We start from the raw sequence: 20,327 nt of genomic DNA on the forward strand, positions 1-20,327 counted from the left end.
GGCGACCGGCGGAGGTCCAGGTAGGCCTCCGGAGACCCAGGAAGCTCAGGCCGTGACCAGCGGTTGGCTCAGGCCGTCACCAGCGGCGTGTCCTCGCGCCACTTGAGGATCTTGTCGAAGCTGATCACCGCTCCGCCCCGGCCGGGCTTGTTCCCGAAGTACACATGATCGGCGAGCTCCTGGATCAGGTACAGGCCCCTGCCGTGCTCCGCGGTGTCCGCGGCGGGTACCGCCACCGGGACGAATCCCGGGCCGGAATCGGCCACTTCGATACGGCACTTCTCGCCGTCCAGATAGGCCGTGACCCGATACGCCCCGGCCTGCCCCTCGGGGGCCCGCGCCCCGCCGTGCTCCACCGCGTTGGCACAGGCCTCGCTCAGGGCCACCGACAGGTCGTAGGAGACGTCCGGATCGACGCCCGCGGTCTCCATCGTGCCGATCAGGAGCCGACGGGCCAGCGGGACGCTCGCAGCCTCGCGCCGCAAATGGAGAGACCACCACATGCTCATGCTCCAGCCTCCTGGCCGCGGCTCGACATACCGATACGTATTGCCGCAAGCGCCCGTCAATAAGCGCGTAGTTGAAGTGATGCCGCCCATACGGCCGACGCGCGGACCGCGCGCAACGGTGTAGCCGGGTCACCCAAAGGTGCGCATTTCACCTCGCACAGCCATCCACCGGAACTGATCGGTGCCGATCGCCATCCATGGGAGCTTGCGGACCTGCCGTGTGCCGCGGGTGGGCCCAGTGCGATGATGGGCCCCGCCATGACTGCCCCCCACCAGCGCGAGGCGCGCACCGGAGCGGACCTCCGGCTGCTGAGAGCCGCGGTGTTCGCCGTGCTCTGCGTCGTGCTGTCCGCCGGGGGCCATGTGCTCGCTTCCTGCGCCTCCGTCCCGCTGTGGACGCTCGGCGTGGGGTTCCTCGCCGTCCTCGCCGTCGCGGCGCCGCTCGCCGGCCGGGAGCGTTCGCTGCCCGGCATCGCCGCCGCGCTCGCGGCGGGGCAGGTGGGGCTGCACGCGCTCTTCGGGGCCGGCCAGCACGGCGGCACCGCGGTGTCGTCCGCCGACGCCTCCCTGGTGGAACGCGCCGCCCGCCTGGTGTGCGGCGCGGGCACGGCCACGATCAGCCCCGCGCAGGCCCAGCGGATCCTGACGTCCGCCGGTCTCGAGCCGGGCGGCGCGGGCGCCACGGGCGGCGAGCACGCCATGCATCACGGCAGCGGGGCCATGGCCGCGGACTCCGCGATGGACTCGATGTCGCTGCTTCCCTCGCTGCCGATGCTGCTCGGGCACGTGCTCGCAGCGGTCGCGGCCGGCTGGCTGCTGCGCCGCGGCGACATCGCGCTGCTCCGGCTCGTCCGGCTCTCGGCCCACGGAGCGTACGGAGTCGCCGAAGGGGCGCTCGTACGTTCCCTGCGCGGCGCCCTCGCTCTCGTGCGCGCCCTGCGGGCCGGTCTTCCGGGTGCCCCCGACACGCGTTCCAGGACCCCGCGCACCGGACATCTCGTACCGCTGAAGCCGGACACCGTCACCCTCCAGCACACCGTGATCAGGCGCGGCCCGCCGACGGCCGACGCACTCGGACTCGCCGCCTGACGCGACGCCGCACTCCACGTTTTTCAGCTCTACGGAGAGGCATCGCGGCCGGTGGCCGCCACGCGCGCGTGCCCGCTCGGTTCGTCGCCGCGCGCCCTCCCCAACTGATCACCACCGCTGAAAGTGGAGTGTTCCGCCATGTCTGCTCTGTCTGCCCTGTCCTGCGTGAAGGCCTCCCGCGTCTCCGTCGTCGGCGGCATCGCCGCCTCGGCCGTCCTGCTGCTCTCCGTCCCCGCCTTCGCGCACGTGAGCGTCACGGCCGAGGGCGAGGCCGCCAAGGGCGGGTACGCCACGGTCAACTTCAAGGTGCCGAACGAGATGGACGACGCCTCGACCAACAAGCTCGAGATCTCCTTCCCGAAGGAGCACCCCCTCGCGTCCGTCATGACGCAGCCCGTCCCCGGCTGGACCGCGAAGGTCACCAAGACCAAGCTCGACAAGCCTCTGGAGATGCACGGCGAGAAGATCGACGAGGCCGTCTCCAAGGTCACCTGGACCGCCGACGGCAAGGGCGTCGAGCCGGGCTCCTTCCAGAAGTTCCCGCTCTCCATCGGCGCGCTCCCCGAGGACGCCGACGAACTCGTCTTCAAGGCCGTCCAGACGTACGACAACAAGGAAGTCGTCCGCTGGATCGAGCCCCAGCAGAAGGGCCAGGAGGAGCCGGAGCACCCGGCACCGGCCCTGCCGCTGGTCGCCGCGTCCGAGGGCGGGCACGGCGCCGCGGCCTCCCACGACGACAAGGCCGAGGCCAAGGACGACAAGAGCGAGTCCGCGTCCGCCGACAGCAGCGACTCGACCGCGCGCGTCCTCGGCATCGTCGGCATCGTCGTCGGCGCCGCCGGCGTGGCCTTCGGGGTCCTCGCCGGCCGCCGGCGCGCCAACAGCTGACCCACCTTCCGGGCCGCACCGGGGTCGTTCACCCGCCCCCGGTGCGCCCGGGCCCCCTCACATCTGGGACATTTTCGTATGCGCAAGAAGAAGCTGCTCGCCGCCGCCATGCTGGCCGCGGCCGCCCTCACACTGTCCGCCTGCGGCGGCGGTGACGACGGCAAGAAGCCCGTCGCGGACGTCTCCGTCGAGTCCGACGGAGACAAGGCCGCGACCGTCCTCGACAAGCCCTTCGAGAAGCCGGACCTCGTCCTCACGGACACCAACGGCAAGAAGTACGACCTGCGCGCGCAGACCAAGGGCAAGCCGACGCTCATCTACTTCGGCTACACCAACTGCCCCGACGTCTGCCCCCTGACGATGAGCAACATCGCCGTCGCCAAGAAGCAGCTGCCCAAGGCCGAGCAGGACAAGCTCCAGGTCGTCTTCGTCACGACCGACCCCGAGCGCGACACGCCCAAGCCCCTCGGCAAGTGGCTCAAGGCCCAGGACACCGACTTCATCGGCCTGACCGGCGACTTCGACACCATCCAGGGCAGCGCCCGCACCCTCGGCATCAGCATCGAGCCCTCCAAGAAGGTGAAGGGCAAGATCGAGTCGATGCACGGCACGCAGGTCATCGCGTTCTCCCCGAAGAACGACGAGGGGTACGTCCTGTACGGCGAGGACGCCACCGTGGACGACTACACCAAGGACCTCCCCAAGCTGATCAAGGGAGAGACTCCGTGAACCGCCGCACTCTGATCAGCGGGGCCGTGGCGCTGACGGCGGGGCTCGCCCTCGCGGGCTGCTCGGACTCGTCCGGCGACAAGGACTCGTCGGCCTCCGCCAAGCCCGAACTGAAGGTCAGCGGGGCCTTCATGCCCGAACCGACCATGGACACCATGGCCTCCGGCTTCTTCACCGTCACGAACAAGGGCGGCGCCGACAAGCTCACCTCGGTGACCAGCCCGGTCGCCGAGAAGGTCACGCTGCACAGCACCAAGGGCGGCGCGATGAAGGAGCAGAAGTCGTTCGCCGTGCCCGCGAACGGCGAGCTCGACTTCGCCCGCGGCGGCAACCACCTCATGTTCGAGAAGCTCAAGAACAAGCCGAAGTCGGGCGACAAGGTGTCCGTGACGCTGCACTTCGCGAAATCGGAGCCCATAGAACTTGAGGTTCCGGTGAAGGCCGCCACGTACAACCCCGAGCACGGCAAGCACACGTCGCACTGAGGGACTGATCGTTGATGCGGACCATCGCTCCCCGCTTCGGAGCCCACTCCGGAGCCGCCGCGCGCCTCGGGATCACTCCCGGCGTCGGACGGCTCCTGCTCGTCGTCGTCGCCTTCCTGGGCGCCCTGCTGGCCTCCGCGGCGCCCGTCTCCGCGCATGCCGCGCTGACGGGCAGCGACCCGAAGCAGGGGGCGGTGGTCGACAAGGCACCCGGCCAGGTGTCGCTGACCTTCTCCGAGAAGGTCGCCATGTCCGACGGCTCGGTACGGGTGCTCGACCCGGCCGGCAAGCGCGTCGACTCGGGCAAGACCAGTGACCTCGGGTCCAACACGTACGGCGTGAAACTGCACAAGGGGCTGCCCGACGGCACGTTCACCGTCGCCTACCAGGTCGTCTCCGCGGACAGCCATCCCATCTCCGGGGCGTTCACCTTCTCCGTGGGCGCGCCGTCCGACACCAAGGTCGCACTGCCGGACCAAGAGGTGGGCGGCGGATTCGTCGGCGGCCTCTACGGCTTCGCCCGCTACCTCTCGTACGCCGGGTTCATCCTCGTCGTCGGCGGGGCGGCGTTCGTGCTCGGCTGCTGGCCGCGCGGTGCCGGGGTGCGTCCCGTGCAGCGCCTCGTGGTCTCCGGCTGGGTCACGCTCACCGCGTCGACGCTCGTCATGCTGCTGCTCCGCGCGCCCTACACGGGGTCGGGGAAAATCGCCGACGCCTTCGACATGGCCGAGCTCGGTGACGTACTCCAGACGAAGACGGGCGCCGCGCTGGTCTCCCGGCTGCTGCTGCTCGCCGCGGCCGCCCTCTTCATCGCCGTGCTCTTCGGTGCGTACGAAAAGCGAACCGACCCCAAGGAGCGCAAGGACCTCACATTCGGGCTCGCGATCGGCGGCACGGTCGTCGCCATCGGCCTCGCCGCGACCTGGGCCATGGCCGAGCACGCCTCGACCGGCATCCAGGCGGGGCTCGCCATGCCCGTCGACGTGCTGCATCTGCTCGCCGTCGCCGCCTGGCTCGGCGGTCTCGCGGCACTGGTGACCGCCCTCTACTTCGCGCCCTCGGTGGAGGGGACGGCCGTGCGGCGCTTCTCCCGCGTCGCGTTCTGCAGCGTCGTCGCGCTGGCCGCGACCGGGCTCTACCAGTCGTGGCGGCAGGTCGGTTCGTGGTCGGCGCTCACCGGTACGTCGTACGGACAGCTGCTTCTCGTCAAGGTCGGCCTGGTCGTCGTCCTCGTCGGCATCGCCTGGATCTCGCGGCGCTGGACGGCCCGTATCGCGGAGGCGACAGGCGGGATGGCGCCCGAGGCGGCCGCCGCGGCGGTGGTCGAGAAGCGGGCGAAGCAGGCCGAGAAGAAGCCGGTGACGGTGCCTTCCGGAAGCGCCGGTGGCTCCTCCGGAGCTGACTCCAAGGCCAAGGGCCCGAAGGACGCCAAGCGTGCCGCCCAGCTCGCCCGCCAGCAGACGGCCATGAACACCGCCCGCGAGAAGCGGATCCGCGACGCCGATCCGCTCCGGTCGGGCCTGCGCCGCTCCGTGCTCGCCGAGGCGGGCGTCGCCGTCGTCCTGCTCGCCGTCACGACGATCCTCACCTCCACCGAGCCCGGCCGTACGGAGGAGGAGGCCGCCGCCTCGAAGACGGCCGCCGAGGCCGCACAGCGGTCCGGCCCGCTCAGCCTGAAGCTCCCCTTCGACACGGGCGGCGAGGACGGCAAGGGCACGGTCCAGCTCGACCTGGATCCGGGCCGCACCGGCAGCAATGACCTGCACCTCTATGTGAAGCGGCCGAACGGCAGCGCCTTCGACGTCCCCGAGGTGAAGGTCTCCCTGACCCTCAAGTCGAAGGACCTCGGCCCGCTGCCGGTCGCCCCCGACCACATCGCCACCGGACACTGGAGCGCGAGCGGCGTACAGATCCCGATGGCGGGCAACTGGAAGATCGCGGTGACCGTGCGGACCTCCGACATCGACCAAGTGACCGTGAACAAGAACGCGCAGATCGGCTGAACGACCATGGCGGACAACGGGATTTCGAGGCGCCGGCTGCTCGGCACGGCCGGTGCCACCGGTCTCGCACTCGGTGCGGCGGGCGGTGCGGCCGGGTATGCGGCGGCGTCCTCGGACGAAGCGCCGCAGTCGGTCGCCCTGACCTCGCTGGGCGCCGAACGGGTGATGTTTCACGGGAAACATCAGCCGGGCATCACGACACCCGTCCAGTCCCAGGGCCACCTCATCGCCTTCGACCTTGCGGCGGGCGCGGGCCGCAAGGAAGCGGCGGCGCTGCTGCGCCGCTGGTCGGCGACGGCCGAGCAGCTGATGGCGGGCGAGACCGCCACGGGCGACGACACGGCTGTCGCACGGGACGCGGGCCCGTCGTCCCTGACCGTCACCTTCGGCTTCGGCCGCAGCTTCTTCGGGCGTACGGGCCTGGAGAAGCAGCGCCCGGTCGCACTGGACCCGCTGCCTGACTTCTCCTCCGACCGCCTCGACAAGGCACGCGGCGAAGGCGACCTGTGGGTGCAGATCGGCGCGAACGACTCGCTGGTCGCCTTCCACGCGCTGCGCGCGATCCAGCGGGACGCGGGCGAGGCGGCGAGGGTCCGCTGGCAGATGAACGGCTTCAACCGATCGCCGGGTGCGACCGCGCACCCGATGACGAGCCGCAATCTGATGGGCCAGATCGACGGGACGAACAACCCGAAGCCCTCGGAGAAGGACTTCGACCGGCGCATCTATGTGCCGGCCGAGGGCGACCCGGCGTGGATGGCGGGCGGCTCCTATGCCGTCGTACGCCGTATCCGGATGCTCCTCGACGACTGGGAGAAGCTGGGCCTGAAGGACCAGGAGGCGGTCATCGGGCGGCACAAGTCCGACGGTTCGCCGCTGACAGGCGGCACGGAGACGACCGAGCCGAAGCTGGAGAAGGCCGGCTCCGACGGCGATTACGTCATCGCCCTCAACGCGCACGCGCGCATCACGCGGCCCGACCAGAACGACGGCGCCGCGATGCTGCGCCGGCCCTTCTCGTACCACGACGGCTTCGACAAGGACGGGGAGCCGGACGCCGGGCTGCTCTTCATCTGCTGGCAGGCCGACCCGCTCCGCGGCTTCGTGCCGGTGCAGCGCAAGCTCGACCGGGGGGACGCACTGTCGGAGTTCATCCGGCACGAGTCGAGCGGTCTCTTCGCGGTGCCGGGCGGTGCCGCCAAGGGCGAGTACGTGGGACAGCGGCTGCTGGAGGGCTGAGCCCGGGGGCAACTCGGGGTAGCCGGTACGGGTGCCGCTCCTTGAGACACGTGAGCCCTGCCACGTACTGGCCATTAGGGTGACGGTATGTCGGCGATGCGCTACACCTATCTCGGCCCCGAAGGCACCTTCACCGAGGCCGCCCTCCGTACGCTCCCGGAAGCGGCCACCCGGGAGCTCGTCCCGATGGTGTCCGTCCCGGCCGCCCTCGACGCGGTCCGGAGCGGTGAGGCGGCGGCGGCGCTGGTGCCGATCGAGAACTCGGTGGAGGGCGGCGTCACCACGACCGTCGACGAACTCGCCAAGGGCGAGCCGCTGATGATCTACCGCGAGGTGGTCCTGCCGATCGCCTTCGCCCTGCTCGTCCGCCCCGGCACGCAGCTGACGGACATCAAGACGGTCACCGGCCACCCGGTCGCCCAGCCGCAGGTACGCAACTGGCTCGGGACGCACCTCCCCGACGCCCTGTGGGAGTCGGCGGCCTCCAACGCGGACGGCGCCCGGCTGGTCCAGGAGGGCCGTTTCGACGCGGCCTTCGCGGGCGAGTTCGCCGCGGCGACGTACGGACTCGAACCGCTTGTCAGCGAGATCCACGACGCGGCGAACGCGGAGACCCGGTTCGTCCTGGTCGGCCGCCCCGCCCGGCCTGCGGCGCCGACCGGCGCCGACAAGACCTCGGTGGTCATCTGGCTCGGCGACGACCACCCCGGCGCGCTGCTCGAACTGCTCCAGGAATTCGCCGTACGCGGGGTCAACCTGATGCGGATCGAATCGCGGCCGACCGGTCAGGGCATCGGCAACTACTGCTTCTCCGTGGACGCCGAGGGGCACATCACCGACCGCCGCGTGGGCGAGGCCCTGATGGGCCTGAAGCGGATCTGTCCGCAGGTGCGCTTCCTCGGCTCGTACCCACGTGCGGGCGTCACGCCCGACGACGTACGGAAGCTGCGGCGCGGGACGTCCGACGGTGAGTTCCTGGCGGCGTCGGACTGGTTGACGCAGTGCCAGGACGGCCGGTTCTGACCGGTCGCCCGGTCTTCTCACGGCAGGACCCAGGCGCGAATCCAGCCGGGCTCCGGCCCGCATCCAGCTGGGCTCAGGCCCGCACCCGGCCGGTCTTACCTGCAGATTTACGTTGTCCACAAAGTTATCCACAGGCTGGGCTCTCGACCTGGGGACAAGTCGACAACGAAGCGCGACATGGTCGACAAATCGTCCTACACCCCACAAGTCCGTCCACAGTCGCTCACGTCACCCCTCGTCCACCCTTTTCCTTTGATCAACTCTTTGGAGCGAACCATTTCCACTCGAAAGTGGGTGTGAAGATGGTTTGGGACGGGAATCCTTCGTCGCACATGCGGCTTTCGGAATGATCACTTCCGGCATCCACAGATCTTTCGCACACCCTGTGGATAACTTTTCCGGAGGGCTCATTCCTGTGGACAACGGCACCTCCAAGTCCCGTTCTCCACAAGGGGATCAGGTCAAGACGGAGCGTCTCCTCTGCCCCGTTTCGGGGAATGGCGCCCCTTTTATTGACGTACCCCCCGCCGTCGATCCGGCGGAATTCACAGTCCGGCAAATGGGACATAACGCTTCACAGGGGAATATCGAGTCGTGGGCCGGAACCGGGCACCGGTAGCCTTGAGGGGTGATTGACCTTCGCCTGCTCCGTGAGGACCCCGACCGTGTTCGCGCCTCCCAGCGCGCCCGTGGAGAGGACGTCGCGCTCGTCGACGCCCTGCTCTCCGCCGACGAGCGGCGCAGGTCGTCCGGGCTCCGCTTCGACGAGCTGCGTTCCGAGCAGAAGGCGCTCGGCAAGCTCATCCCCAAGGCCTCGGGTGACGAGAAGGCCGACCTCCTGAAGAAGGCCGGCGAGCTCTCCGCCGCCGTCAAGGCGGCCGACGCCGCGCAGGACGAGGCCGACGAGGAGACCAAGCGCCTCCTCCTCCAGCTGGGGAACATCGTCCACGAGGACGTCCCGGTCGGCGGCGAGGAGGACTTCGTCGTCCTCGACACCATCGGCACCCCGCGCGACTTCGCGGCCGAGGGCTTCGAGCCCAAGGACCACCTGGAGCTCGGCGAGGCGCTCGGCGCGATCGACGTCGAGCGCGGCGCGAAGGTCTCCGGCTCGCGCTTCTACTACCTGACGGGTGTCGGCGCCCTGCTGGAGCTGGCCCTGGTCAACGCGGCGATCGCGCAGGCGACGGAGGCCGGGTTCATCCCGATGCTGACGCCGGCGCTGGTGCGCCCGCGCGCCATGGAGGGCACGGGCTTCCTCGGCCAGGCCGCCGAGAACGTGTACCACCTGGAGAAGGACGACTACTACCTGGTCGGCACCTCCGAGGTCCCCCTCGCCGCTTACCACATGGACGAGATCATCGAGGCCGACAAGCTGCCCCTGCGGTACGCCGGCTTCTCGCCCTGCTTCCGCCGCGAGGCGGGCACGTACGGCAAGGACACCCGCGGCATCTTCCGCGTGCACCAGTTCGACAAGGTCGAGATGTTCTCGTACGTCGACCCGGCGGACGCGGAGAACGAGCACAAGCGGCTCCTGGAGTGGGAGAAGCAGTGGCTGACCGGCCTCGGGCTGCCCTTCCAGGTGATCGACGTCGCCACCGGTGACCTCGGCTCCTCGGCCTCGCGCAAGTTCGACTGCGAGGCGTGGATCCCCACCCAGGGCAAGTACCGCGAGCTGACCTCGGCCTCCAACTGCGACGGCTTCCAGGCCCGCCGCCTGTCGGTCCGCATGCGCGAGGGCAAGAAGGTCCAGCCGCTGGCGACGCTGAACGGCACGCTCTGCGCCGTCCCCCGCACGATCGTCGCCATCCTGGAGAATCACCAGCAGGCCGACGGCTCCGTGTGGGTGCCCGAGGTGCTGCGTCCGTACCTGGGGGGACGAGAGATCTTGGAGCCCATCAACAAGTGAGCCACCCTGCTCCCGACGCCCCGTCCTTCCCGTACAAGCTCGTCGCGACCGACCTCGACGGAACGCTCCTGCGCGCCGACGACACGGTCTCGGCGCGTACGCGCGACGCGCTCACCGCGGCCACCGCGGCGGGCGCCGCGCACATCATTGTCACCGGCCGTGCCGTGCCGTGGACCCGGCACATCCTCGACGACCTCGGCTATGAGGGCCTGGCGGTGTGCGGGCAGGGCGCGCAGGTCTATCACGCGGGCGAGCACCGGCTGCTCACGTCGGTCACGCTCGACCGGCAGCTGGCCGGGATCGCCCTCGCCAAGATAGAGGCGGAGATCGGCCCGCTGGCGCTGGCCGCGAGCCGTGACGGCATCGACGGCGAGGTGCTCGTGGGTCCCGGGTACGCGGTCCAGGACGGCCCGCTGCCCGCCGTCCCGTTCACGGATGTCGCCGAGCTGTGGGCCGCTCCGCTGAACAAGGTGTACGTCCAGCATCCGGGCCTGAGCGACGACGAGTTGGCCTCGGTCGCGCGAGAGGTGGCCGGCGGTCTGGTCGGCGTGACGATGGCCGGCGAGGGCATCGTCGAGCTGCTTCCCCTCGGCCTCTCCAAGGCGACCGGCCTCTCCCTGGCGGCCCGCCGCCTGGGCGCGAAGGCCGCGGACACGATCGCGTTCGGCGACATGCCCAACGACATCCCGATGTTCGGCTGGTCCGCCCATGGCGTCGCCATGGCCAACGCTCACGACGAGCTGAAGGCGGTGGCGGACGAGGTGACGGATTCCAACGAGGAGGACGGGATCGCGTCGGTGCTGGAACGGATGCTGGGCTGACTCGGGCTGGCAGAAATCCAGCCCATCGTCCGGCGTTTGAGGACGAACTCGGCGATACGTCTCGCGGAGGATGCGCGGATCGAACGCGCGCAGGGCGTCAACCCTGACGACGGCTTAGCAAGCCGCTGCCTTACCACTCGGCCAATCCTCCGGGTGGGCGGCCCGCGCAGCGAAGTGCGCGCTCGAAGCGGCCGCCCCGGGCAACTCCCCCGTGGGCGGGGCTCTACGGAGTGAGTGACTACTCCGAAGCCTGCCGCGGGCTGCCCTGCTGGGAACTCGACGGACTACTGCTGATGGACACGTCGGCTCCTCTCCCAGTAGGCGGGCGCCACGGTGGTGGCGCGGTGACACAACTACTGTGCCCGCGCCCCCCGTTGCCCGCCACCGAATTAATTACTCCTCCCCGGCCAGCTTCAGCGAGCGCAGCTTCTGTCCCGCGTACCAGGTCGCGAGCACCGTGACGCCGACGAGCAGGACTGTGGCGACGGGCAGGCCGACGTCCGAGGTGACCAGATCGCCCTCCGCGGTCTTCTGCGCGACGGCGAGGGACCACTGCTGGACGCTGAGCGTGCGCGCCCCTGCCACCAGCGACCCGAAGAGCGCCTCCCAGACGAGGGCGTAGACGAGCCCGAAGACCACCGCGTGCCGGGTGACCGTGCCGAGGAGCAGGAAGATCGCGGCGTACGCGATGGAGGCGACCAGGGCGGCGATGGTGTACGCCACCGCGATCTGCTGGCCGTTGCCGTTCAGGATCATGCCCGCGATGAAGGTCGGGATCGCGGAGAAGGCCATGGTCACGGCGATGGCGACGATCAGCTTGGTGAAGATGATCGTCGGCCGCTTGACCGGCTTGGAGAGCAGATAGACGACGGAGCCGTCGTCGATCTCGGGGCCGATCGCGCCGGTGCCGGCGATGACGCCGATGATCGGCACCATCGTGGCGAGCGCGAAGCCGCCCAGGAGGTCGACGGCGACCTGGTCGTCGGCGCCGCTGAATCCGCGTACCGCCGCGGCGATGACGACGAGCAGCAGGGGCAGGGCGAAGAGGATCAGAGCCCGGCGGCGGCCGAGCAGGGCCCGGTAGGTGAGCCGGGCGACAGTGGGGTCGTACACGGTGGCTCCCTTCAGGCCGCGACGAGGTAGGAGAAGACCGACTCGAGCGACTCGTCCGAGGGCGAGACCGTGAGGAGCCGGATGTCGTGATCGCGGGCGATGCGTGGCAACAACGTGGTGAAGCGGCCGAAGTCGACGGCCTGGATGCGCAACGCGCCTTCCTTGAGGTCGACTTCGATGCCGGCCGTCGACTGATCGGCGATCAGCGCGGCGGCAAGCGCCCGGTCGTCGCTGGAACGGACCAGGTAGCGGTGCGGGCGGTCCGTCATCAGGCGGCGGATCTTGCGGAAGTCACCGCTCGCCGCGTGCCGTCCGGCCACGATCACCTCGATGTGCGAGGCCAGTTGCTCGACCTCTTCGAGGATGTGCGAGGAGAACAGGACCGTGCGGCCCTCGTCCCCCATGCGCCGCAGGAGGTCCATCAGCTGCATGCGCTGGCGGGGGTCCATGCCGTTGAACGGCTCGTCGAGCAGCAGCACGGACGGCTCGTGGACGAGGGCGGACGCCATCTTCACGCGCTGGCGCATGCCCTTGCTGTACGTCGAGATCTTGCGGTCCTGCGCGTACTCCATCTCGACCGTGGCGAGCGCCCTGTGGGCGGCCCGCTCGTCGAGGCCGTGCAACTCGGCGTTGGCGACGACGAATTCGCGGCCCGTGAGGAAGTCGTACATCGCCTCGCGCTCGGGGACGATGCCGATGTCCTTGTAGATCTGTTCGTTGCGCCAGATCGGCCTGGCGTCGAGTGTGACGCTGCCGGTGGAGGGGGCGAGGAAGCCGCCCATCATGTTGATGAGGGTGGACTTCCCCGCGCCGTTCGGGCCGAGGAGGCCGGTGACGCCGGGGCCCACGTTCATCGTGATGTCGTTGACCGCCACCACGTTGCCGAACCAGCGTGAGGTGTGATCGATGTTGATGGTGGTCACAGTCCGACCTTCCGGTAGCGGCGCATGAGGGCGCCGTAGCAGCCCGCGATGAGGGCGAGGACGACGATCACGAAGACCACGCCCGTGCCGGTCGAGGGGCCTGCCCCTCCGGGGTAGGCGGAGCTCGCGCCGAGGAAGGCCGTCTGTACGCCGTCGATGAGGGTGATCGGCGAGAAGAGGCCGAGCCAGGGGATGGCGTCCAGGCTGCCCTGTTCGTGGGCGATCGCCTGGACCGAGGAGACCGCTCCGAAGGAGATCGTCAGGACGGCGATGACGGCGGCGATCCCGAAGCCCCTGCGGGGTGTGATCGCCGAGATGACCAGGGCGATGCCGGCGAAGAGGACCGATAGCAGTGCCACGGAGACGAGGCCCTGGGCGAAGCCCTTCGTCTGCTCCAGGAAGTCGAGCTTGGCGAGCAGCGCCCCTACGTAGAGCACGAGGAGGGGTGCGGCGGTGAGGATGAAGAGGGCCGATGCCATGGCCGCGTACTTGGCGCGTACGTAGTCGGCGCGCTCGATGGGGCGGGAGAAGTAGAGCGGCACGGTCTTGAAGCGCAGGTCGCGGGAGACGGTCTGCGGGGCCTGGGCAGCGAGGTAGAGGCTGATGACGGCCTGCAGCACGATCGCGTAGCGCGTGTAGTCGAGGGGGAGGTCGTTCGCCTTCGTCGTCACGGCGACCGCCACCATGATCGCGGCGGGGACGCACATCACCGCGAAGAGGATCATGGGGAGGACCTTGGACTTGGCCGAGCGGCCGAGGCCGTACGCGCCGCGCAGGCTCTGGGAGAAGAGCGAGCGGCGGGCGTAGGAGCGGCCGAGGCGGGGTCCGTCGTAATTGCGATACCCGATGTTGTGGATCTGGGTCTGTTCACCGGCGTGTGCCGGGGTCTGCTCAACCGCCATGGCGGACCGCCTCCTTCCCCTCTGCTCCGTGTTCGGAGTTCTCGGACTGCTCGGACTGCTCGGACTGCTCCGAGCGGAAGACCTCCGCGATGTGGTGCCTGCGCTGTTCCATCCGGACCAGGCCGAGGCCGAGGTCCGCGACGAGGTCGCGCACCAGGTCGTACGTCCCCTCGCCCTCCGCTTCGAGCAGCACCGTGTGGCCCGCGCCCGGGAGGTTGCCGCCCTCGTGGGTGGAGATCCCCCGGTCCTTCAGGGCCGCGCGGAACGCGGCGGTGCCGTCCGGGCGTTCGTCGGTGTCCGTCACCTCTACGGCCAGCGTCGTGGTCGTCTGGGTGAAGTCGGTGGTGGAGCTGGAGCGGAGCAGTTTGCCGCCGTCGATGACGACGACGTGGTCACAGGTGCGCTCCAGCTCGCCGAGGAGGTGGGAGGTGACCAGGACGGAGATGCCGAAGTCCGTGTGGACCCGGCGGATCAGTCCCAGCATCTCGTCACGGCCGACCGGGTCGAGGCCGTTGGTCGGCTCGTCGAGGAAGACCAGGTCGGGGTCGTGCACCAGGGCCTGGGCGAGCTTCACCCGTTGCTTCATGCCCGTGGAATAGCCGCCGATGGGGCGGTAGCGCTCCTCGTACAGGCCGACGTGGCGCAGGGTGTCCGCCGTGCGCTCACGGGCCGCGGTGGGCGGGAGGCCCGACATGCGCGCCATGTGGACGACGAACTCGGTGGCCGACACGTCGGGCGGCAGGCAGTCGTGCTCGGGCATGTACCCGACGCGCTCACGGATCTGGCCGCCGCTGGTCGCGACGTCGAGGCCGAGCACGGCGGCCGTGCCCTCCGTGGCGGGGGACAGACCCAGCAGGATCTTGATCAGCGTGGACTTGCCGGCCCCGTTGGCTCCGACGAGTCCGGTCACGCCGGGCCCGATGTCCATGGTGAGCCGGTCAAGCGCGGTCACCCTCGGGAACCGCTTGCTCAGACTTTCGGTCGCGATCACATTCACAGTTCGAAGGTAGTGGCGCAGACCACACTGCACGTCAGACCAGGGTGCTGTCCCCGCATCACTCTCGGGTATTACGGGCCCGTAAGGGTCGTCCTGAAGTCGACCCTTGGGGGATGCCCCGCAGCTTCCCCTTGAGTCCGGTCCGGCTCGTGCACAGCTATTGACGTAGCCGTCGAGCATTGTCACATTCATCAGTGTCAAGTTACGGACGCGTACGGCGATGAGCCGGACACGGGATGGACCGGACTCGGGACGGACGGTGGCATGACCTCAGCAGTGGCAGGCGAACTCTCGGCGGAACTGCGGGGGTTCAGGGAAGTTCAGACCCTCGCGTATGAATGCGCGGAGGCCGTCGCGGCGCAGCTCAAGCCGGGGGTGACCGAGCGCGAGGCGGCGCGGATGCAGCGTGAGTGGCTGCGCGAGCGCGGGGTGCGCGACTGGTTCCACCTGCCCTTCGCCTGGTTCGGGGATCGCACGGCGTTCGTGAACTTCCGGATACCCCTGCAGTTCTTCCCCACCAACCGCAAGCTGGAGCCGGGGATGCCCTTCATCCTCGACATGGCCCCGGTATATAAGGGATATACGGCAGATATCGGGTACTCGGGCTGCCTGGGTCTCAACCCCGTGCACGACAAGCTGCTCTCTGACCTGGAGGCGCACCGCGAGCTGATCCTGCGCGAAGTCCGCGAGCGGCGCCCGCTGCGCGAGATCTATGAGGACGTGGACCGGCTCATGGTCCGCCAGGGCTATGCCAACCGCCACCGCGCCTATCCCTTCGGCGTCATCGCGCACAAGGTCGACCGCGTGAAGGAGCGCCGCCTGACGCCGCACGTCTTCGGCTTCGGCACGCAGTCCCTGAAGGGCCTGGCGAGCGACGCACTGCACGGTCACCGGGACGGCTGGTCACCGCTCTGGTCGCCGTACAAATTCTCCGACCACCCGCCCCAGAAGGGGCTGTGGGCGGTCGAACCGCACCTCGGATTCCGGGGTACGGGCGCGAAGTTCGAGGAGATCCTGGTCGTCACCGACTCCAAGGACCCCGAACAGAGCGCGTTCTGGCTGGACGACGATCTGCCGCACGTGCGGCGCTGGGCTGAGGAAAGGGCCGTCGCATGAGCGCGGGGGGATTCACCAAGGAGATCAAGAACGCGCGCGAGCGCTGGGTGCGCACGGGCGGGGTGGAGCTGTGCGTCGCCGAACTGGGCGACCCGCAGCAGCCCACGGTGCTGCTCGTGCACGGCTACCCGGACTCCAAGGAGGTGTGGTCGGAGGTCGCCGAGCGCCTCGCCGACCGCTTCCACGTGGTCCTGTACGACGTGCGCGGGCACGGCAGGTCGACGGCGCCCAAGCCGCTGCGCGGCGGCTTCACCCTGGAGAAGCTGACCGACGACTTCCTGGCCGTCGCCGACGCGGTGAGCCCGGACAAGCCGGTGCACCTGGTCGGGCACGACTGGGGCTCGGTGCAGTCCTGGGAGTTCGTCACGGTCAAGCGCACGGAGGGGCGGATCGCGTCCTTCACCTCGATGTCGGGACCCTCGCTCGACCACTTCGGGCACTGGATCAAGAAGCGGATGTCCCGGCCCACGCCGCGCAAGGTCGGCCAGCTGCTCGGGCAGGGCGCCAAGTCCTGGTACGTGTACATGCTGCACACGCCGGTCCTCCCCGAGCTGGCCTGGCGGGGTCCGCTCGGCAAGCGCTGGCCCAAGATCCTTGAGCGTGTGGAGAAGGTCCCGGCGGGCGACTATCCGACGCCGTCGCTGCCCTCGGACGCCGCCCACGGCGCCTGGCTCTACCGGGACAACGTCCGCGCCCGGTTGCGCAGGCCCCGCGCGGACGCCTACGCGCACGCGCCCGTGCAGCTCATCACGCCGTCCGGCGACATCTTCCTGTCGGAGCGGCTCTATGACGAACTGGAGCTGTGGGCCCCGCAGTTGGTGCGGCGCAGTCTGCCGGCCAAGCACTGGGTGCCGCGCACCCGGCCCGACCAACTGGCCGGGTGGATCACCGAGTTCGTGACGACCAACGAGGACGGCGTGCCCGCGAACGACAGCGTCGCCACGGGGAAGCACGCCGACCGCTTCGGCGGCCAGCTGGTCCTGGTCACGGGCGCGGGCAGCGGCATCGGCCGGGCCACCGCCTTCGCGTTCGCCGAGGCGGGGGCGAGGATCGTGGCCGTCGACCGGGACGCGGAGAGCGCGGCGCGCACCGCGGAGATGTCCCGTCTCGTCGGTGCCCCCGAGGCCTGGGGCGAGACGGTCGACGTAACGGACGAGCAGGCCATGGAGAAGCTCGCGGAGAAGGTCGCCGGGGAGTACGGCATCGTCGACGTCCTGGTGAACAACGCGGGCATCGGCATGGCCGGCTCGTTCCTCGAGACGAGCAGCGAGGACTGGAAGAAGGTCCTCGACGTCAATCTGTGGGGCGTGATCCACGGCTGCCGGCTCTTCGGGAAGCAGATGGCCGAGCGCGGCCAGGGCGGTCACATCGTCAACACCGCTTCCGCCGCGGCGTATCAGCCCTCCAAGGCGCTGCCCGCCTACAGCACGTCCAAGGCGGCCGTCCTGATGCTCAGCGAGTGCCTGCGCGCCGAGCTCGCGGGCCAGGGCATCGGGGTCTCGGCGATATGCCCGGGCCTGGTGAACACGAACATCACGTCGACCTCCCGCTTCGTCGGTGTCGACGCCGACGAGGAGAAGCGCCGCCAGAAGAAGTCCTCGCGCCTGTACGGCCTGCGCAACTACCCGCCGGAGAAGGTCGCCGACGCGGTCCTGCGCGCGGTGGTCAGGAACCAGGCGGTGGTCCCGGTCACCCCGGAGGCCCGCGGCGCCCACCTCATGTCCCGCTTCACCCCCAAGGCCCTGCGTGCGATAGCCCGATTGGAGCCGCCGTTGTGAGCACGGAGAAGCACGCCGAGACGAACACCGAGGAGCACTACACGATCGTTCCGCGCCGGGTCTCGTTCGACTGGGACGAGACGCCGCTGCACTGGATACCGGACGAGCCCACCGCCACCCACGTCATCAATGTGCTGCATCTGCTTCTGCCGGCGGGGGAGCGGTGGTTCGTGAAGGTCTTCAAGGAAGGCCTGCCCCTGGTCACCGATCCGGTGCTGCTGAAGGACGTCAAGGGGTTCATGGGCCAGGAGGCCACGCACAGCGTGCAGCACGCGTATGTGCTCGACCACCTGGCGGCGCAGCGGCTCGACACCGCGGCGTTCACCAAGTACGTCGACCTCCTCTTCGAGAAACTCCTCGGCGAGAAGCCGCCGTTGGGGGCGCCCATCCCGACGCAGGAGTGGCTGCGCTTCCGCCTTTCGGTGGTCGCCGCGATCGAGCAGTTCACGGCGGTCCTGGGGAACTGGGTGCTGCACGCCGAGGGCCTGGACCGCGCGGAGGCCGACAAGGTCATGCTCGACCTGCTGCGCTGGCACGGCGCGGAGGAGGTCGAACACCGCTCGGTCGCCTTCGACATGTACCAGCACTGCGGCGGCGACGGCCTGCCCCGCTATGCCCGGAGGATCGCGGGCATGACGGTCACGGCTCCCGTGATGCTGTACCTGTGGGTGTGGGGCACGGCGTATCTGATGCACCGCGATCCGCAGCTCGCGGGGCGTCTGCGCTACTCCCTGGGCGAGCACAACAGGGCGGTCCGCAAGGGTCTGCTGCCCGCCTGGCGGGAGCTCGGTGCGGCGATACCCCGCTATCTGCGGCGGTCGTACCATCCCTCCCAGGAGGGCTCCCTGCGCAAGGCCGTGGAGTATCTGGCCCAGTCGCCCGCGGCGCGGGCCGCGGCGGCGGCCGTCGGCAGGGCGGCCATCGCCTAGCAAGAGTTCATGGAGGGGCGGGGAGCGTGGACGAGCAGTCGGGCGCCGGGCAGGGGCCGGCGGGGCAGGCCGGCACCGGGCACAGACCGGTGGAGTACCGCATCGAGGACCTGGCGCATCACAGCGGTGCCACGGTGCGCACGATCCGCGCCTATCAGGACCGCGGGCTGCTCCCCCGGCCCGAGCGGCGCGGCCGGTCCAATGTGTACGGCGACGCGCATCTGGCGCGGCTGCGGCAGATAGCGGATCTGCTGGACCGGGGGTACACCCTGGCCTCCATCAAGGAGCTGCTGGAGGCCTGGGACGCGGGCCGGGGTCTGGGCGGTGTGCTGGGGCTCGCCGCCGAGGTCGAGGGTCCGTGGACGGACGAGAAGGCGGACCGGATCACCCGCGCGGAGCTGGACGCGGCGTTCGGCGGCGATCCGGACGAGGCGGCGCTCTCCGACGCGATCGCGCTCGGCGTGCTCGAGCCGATGCCGGGCCGGGACGACGAGTATCTGGTGCCGAGTCCCCAAGAGCTGGCGGTTGCCGTCGAGTTGCACGCTGCGGGCGTTCCACTGGCGGCGATCTCGGGGCACCTAAGGGAGTTGAGGGGGCAGGTCGAGCACATAGCCTCCCGTTTCCTGGAGTTCACGACCGAGCATGTCTTCGCGCGCTATCTCGACCATCACCCGCCGACCGAGACGGACGCGGCGGAAGCAGCCTCGCTCGTCCGCAGGCTGCGGCCGCTGGCCCAGCAGTCGGTGGACGCCGAACTGGCCCGCGCCATGCGCCTGTTCGCCACGCGTCACCTCCAGCAACACCTGGCATCCGGGCAGCCCGCGTCTCGTACCGATGAGCCGCTCGCTGTCGCACTGCCCGCTGCAACAACCAGGGCGGTGGAGGCCCTGGTTGGTCAGGCGAACGTCGCGGCGTTCATCGCGGCGGCCACTGAACGTGAGCTACAGGCAAGGACATTGGACTCACTTGCATCAAGTCAGGGCAATACAGACTCTGTTGCCCAAAGCTCCTAAATAGCCTGCCTGTTGTCCACAGAATCGCCAATTCCCCTGTGGATAACTGGACTTGGCTGTGGATCAAACCTGTCGACGCAATAAGAGCGATGAAAAGTCGGTGGACGAAAATCAAGTGCGGGGAGAACGTCCGGGGCGCGACTCTGAGGAGATGAGTACGTCCGAATGGATGATTGGAGAACCCCCCATCGACGAACGACGCACCGTGAAGGTGTCGAAATACCTGTCGAAGCACCTGCGCCATCAGCCCGAGCGGATCGGGCTCACGCTCGACGAGAGCGGCTGGGTGGAGATCGACGCCCTGATCGCAGCGGCCGCGCGGCACGGATTCCGGTTCACCCGCGCCGAACTCGACCACGTGGTGGCCGCCAACGACAAACAGCGGTTCGCCGTCGAGAACAACCGGATCCGCGCCAGCCAGGGCCACTCCGTCGACGTCGACCTCAAACTGCCCGAGGCGACGCCGCCCCCCTTTCTTTTCCACGGCACGGTGGCCCGCAATGTCGCCGCGATCCGCGCCGAAGGCCTGCGGCCGATGAACCGCCATGCCGTGCATCTCTCGCCCGACCGCGAGACCGCCACCCGCGTCGGCGCCCGCCGCGGCCGCCCCGTCGTGCTCTCCGTGGACGCGGGCGCGATGCACCGGGACGGCCATGTCTTCCAGGTCAGCGCCAACGGCGTCTGGCTCACCGCGGCCGTGCCGCCGGCCTATCTCCGCTTCCCTGACCGGCACTGAGGCGCGGACCGTCCCGGACTGACGCACGGCTCGTCCCGGACTGACGCACGGCTCGTCCCGGACTGACGCACGGCTCGTCCGGCCGGCACTGACCCGGCACATTCCGAAGGGAAGACGGCAGGGCCCGG

19 protein-coding genes and 1 tRNA gene are annotated in these 20,327 nt (G+C 69.6%); 14 read left to right on the forward strand and 6 right to left on the reverse strand.

The features are described from left to right. Positions 1–68 precede the first annotated feature (68 nt). The gene (locus ACIBKX_RS21880) at positions 69–509 is read right to left on the reverse strand and encodes an ATP-binding protein (protein WP_363270391.1); all 441 of its coding nucleotides are present in this window, start codon (positions 507–509) and stop codon (positions 69–71) included. Between the two features lie 258 nt (positions 510–767). On the opposite strand from ACIBKX_RS21880, the gene ACIBKX_RS21885 reads away from it, so the two are divergent. From ACIBKX_RS21885 to ACIBKX_RS21925, 9 genes are all read left to right on the forward strand, one after another. Then, entirely contained in the window at positions 768–1,598 is an 831-nt protein-coding gene (locus ACIBKX_RS21885; RefSeq protein ID WP_363270390.1) for a hypothetical protein, read from the forward strand. 165 nt (positions 1,599–1,763) lie between these two features. Beyond that, positions 1,764–2,486 (forward strand): YcnI family protein, encoded by a 723-nt coding sequence (locus tag ACIBKX_RS21890; protein WP_363270520.1) that lies wholly within the window; start codon positions 1,764–1,766, stop codon positions 2,484–2,486. Between the two features lie 78 nt (positions 2,487–2,564). Then, entirely contained in the window at positions 2,565–3,215 is a 651-nt protein-coding gene (locus ACIBKX_RS21895) for an SCO family protein (protein WP_363270389.1), read from the forward strand. Continuing rightward, entirely contained in the window at positions 3,212–3,700 is a 489-nt protein-coding gene (locus ACIBKX_RS21900; protein ID WP_363270388.1) for a copper chaperone PCu(A)C, read from the forward strand. The genes ACIBKX_RS21895 and ACIBKX_RS21900 overlap by 4 nt, the downstream gene beginning before the upstream one ends. A 14-nt stretch (positions 3,701–3,714) precedes the next feature. Further along, entirely contained in the window at positions 3,715–5,703 is a 1,989-nt protein-coding gene (locus ACIBKX_RS21905) for a copper resistance protein CopC (protein ID WP_363270387.1), read from the forward strand. Between the two features lie 6 nt (positions 5,704–5,709). Continuing rightward, positions 5,710–6,942, forward strand: coding sequence for an iron uptake transporter deferrochelatase/peroxidase subunit (gene efeB / locus ACIBKX_RS21910; RefSeq protein WP_363270386.1), 1,233 nt, complete (start codon positions 5,710–5,712; stop codon positions 6,940–6,942). An 87-nt stretch (positions 6,943–7,029) separates the two neighbouring features. Beyond that, positions 7,030–7,965, forward strand: a complete 936-nt coding sequence (gene pheA / locus ACIBKX_RS21915; RefSeq protein WP_363270385.1) for a prephenate dehydratase — start codon at positions 7,030–7,032, stop codon at positions 7,963–7,965. Between the two features lie 628 nt (positions 7,966–8,593). After that, entirely contained in the window at positions 8,594–9,871 is a 1,278-nt protein-coding gene (gene serS, locus ACIBKX_RS21920; RefSeq protein ID WP_363270384.1) for a serine--tRNA ligase, read from the forward strand. Then, positions 9,868–10,692, forward strand: coding sequence for an HAD family hydrolase (locus ACIBKX_RS21925; protein WP_363270383.1), 825 nt, complete (start codon positions 9,868–9,870; stop codon positions 10,690–10,692). Before serS ends, ACIBKX_RS21925 begins: the two co-directional genes overlap by 4 nt. Positions 10,693–10,756: 64 nt before the next feature. On the opposite strand, the gene ACIBKX_RS21930 is transcribed toward ACIBKX_RS21925, so the two are convergent. The 5 genes from ACIBKX_RS21930 to ACIBKX_RS21950 form a co-directional block, all read right to left on the reverse strand. Beyond that, positions 10,757–10,843, reverse strand: a tRNA-Ser gene (locus tag ACIBKX_RS21930). A gap of 242 nt (positions 10,844–11,085) precedes the next feature. After that, on the reverse strand, positions 11,086–11,805 hold the full coding sequence (locus ACIBKX_RS21935; protein WP_363270382.1) for an ABC transporter permease: 720 nt from the start codon (positions 11,803–11,805) through the stop codon (positions 11,086–11,088). A gap of 11 nt (positions 11,806–11,816) precedes the next feature. Then, complete coding sequence (locus tag ACIBKX_RS21940) at positions 11,817–12,728, reverse strand: ABC transporter ATP-binding protein (protein WP_363270381.1); 912 nt, start codon at positions 12,726–12,728, stop codon at positions 11,817–11,819. Then, positions 12,725–13,630 carry an ABC transporter permease gene (locus ACIBKX_RS21945; protein ID WP_363270380.1) on the reverse strand — a complete coding sequence of 302 codons (906 nt, stop codon included), beginning with the start codon at positions 13,628–13,630 and terminating at the stop codon, positions 12,725–12,727. The genes ACIBKX_RS21940 and ACIBKX_RS21945 overlap by 4 nt, the downstream gene beginning before the upstream one ends. After that, entirely contained in the window at positions 13,620–14,582 is a 963-nt protein-coding gene (locus ACIBKX_RS21950; protein WP_399375861.1) for an ABC transporter ATP-binding protein, read from the reverse strand. Before ACIBKX_RS21950 ends, ACIBKX_RS21945 begins: the two co-directional genes overlap by 11 nt. A 309-nt stretch (positions 14,583–14,891) precedes the next feature. Between ACIBKX_RS21950 and ACIBKX_RS21955 the strand changes: the two genes are divergently transcribed. From ACIBKX_RS21955 to ACIBKX_RS21975, 5 genes are all read left to right on the forward strand, one after another. Further along, positions 14,892–15,743 (forward strand): M24 family metallopeptidase, encoded by an 852-nt coding sequence (locus tag ACIBKX_RS21955; protein ID WP_363270378.1) that lies wholly within the window; start codon positions 14,892–14,894, stop codon positions 15,741–15,743. Beyond that, positions 15,740–17,521 carry an SDR family oxidoreductase gene (locus ACIBKX_RS21960; protein WP_363270377.1) on the forward strand — a complete coding sequence of 594 codons (1,782 nt, stop codon included), beginning with the start codon at positions 15,740–15,742 and terminating at the stop codon, positions 17,519–17,521. Before ACIBKX_RS21955 ends, ACIBKX_RS21960 begins: the two co-directional genes overlap by 4 nt. Next, the gene (locus ACIBKX_RS21965; RefSeq protein WP_363270376.1) at positions 17,518–18,450 is read left to right on the forward strand and encodes a metal-dependent hydrolase; all 933 of its coding nucleotides are present in this window, start codon (positions 17,518–17,520) and stop codon (positions 18,448–18,450) included. The genes ACIBKX_RS21960 and ACIBKX_RS21965 overlap by 4 nt, the downstream gene beginning before the upstream one ends. Positions 18,451–18,539: 89 nt before the next feature. After that, on the forward strand, positions 18,540–19,463 hold the full coding sequence (locus ACIBKX_RS21970) for a MerR family transcriptional regulator (RefSeq protein ID WP_363270519.1): 924 nt from the start codon (positions 18,540–18,542) through the stop codon (positions 19,461–19,463). Positions 19,464–19,632: 169 nt separating this feature from the next. Then, complete coding sequence (locus ACIBKX_RS21975) at positions 19,633–20,199, forward strand: RNA 2'-phosphotransferase (RefSeq protein ID WP_363270375.1); 567 nt, start codon at positions 19,633–19,635, stop codon at positions 20,197–20,199. Positions 20,200–20,327: the final 128 nt, after the last annotated feature.

Source organism: Streptomyces sp. NPDC050658 (assembly GCF_044457025.1).
In the GTDB taxonomy this organism is placed as follows: Bacteria; Actinomycetota; Actinomycetes; order Streptomycetales; family Streptomycetaceae; genus Streptomyces.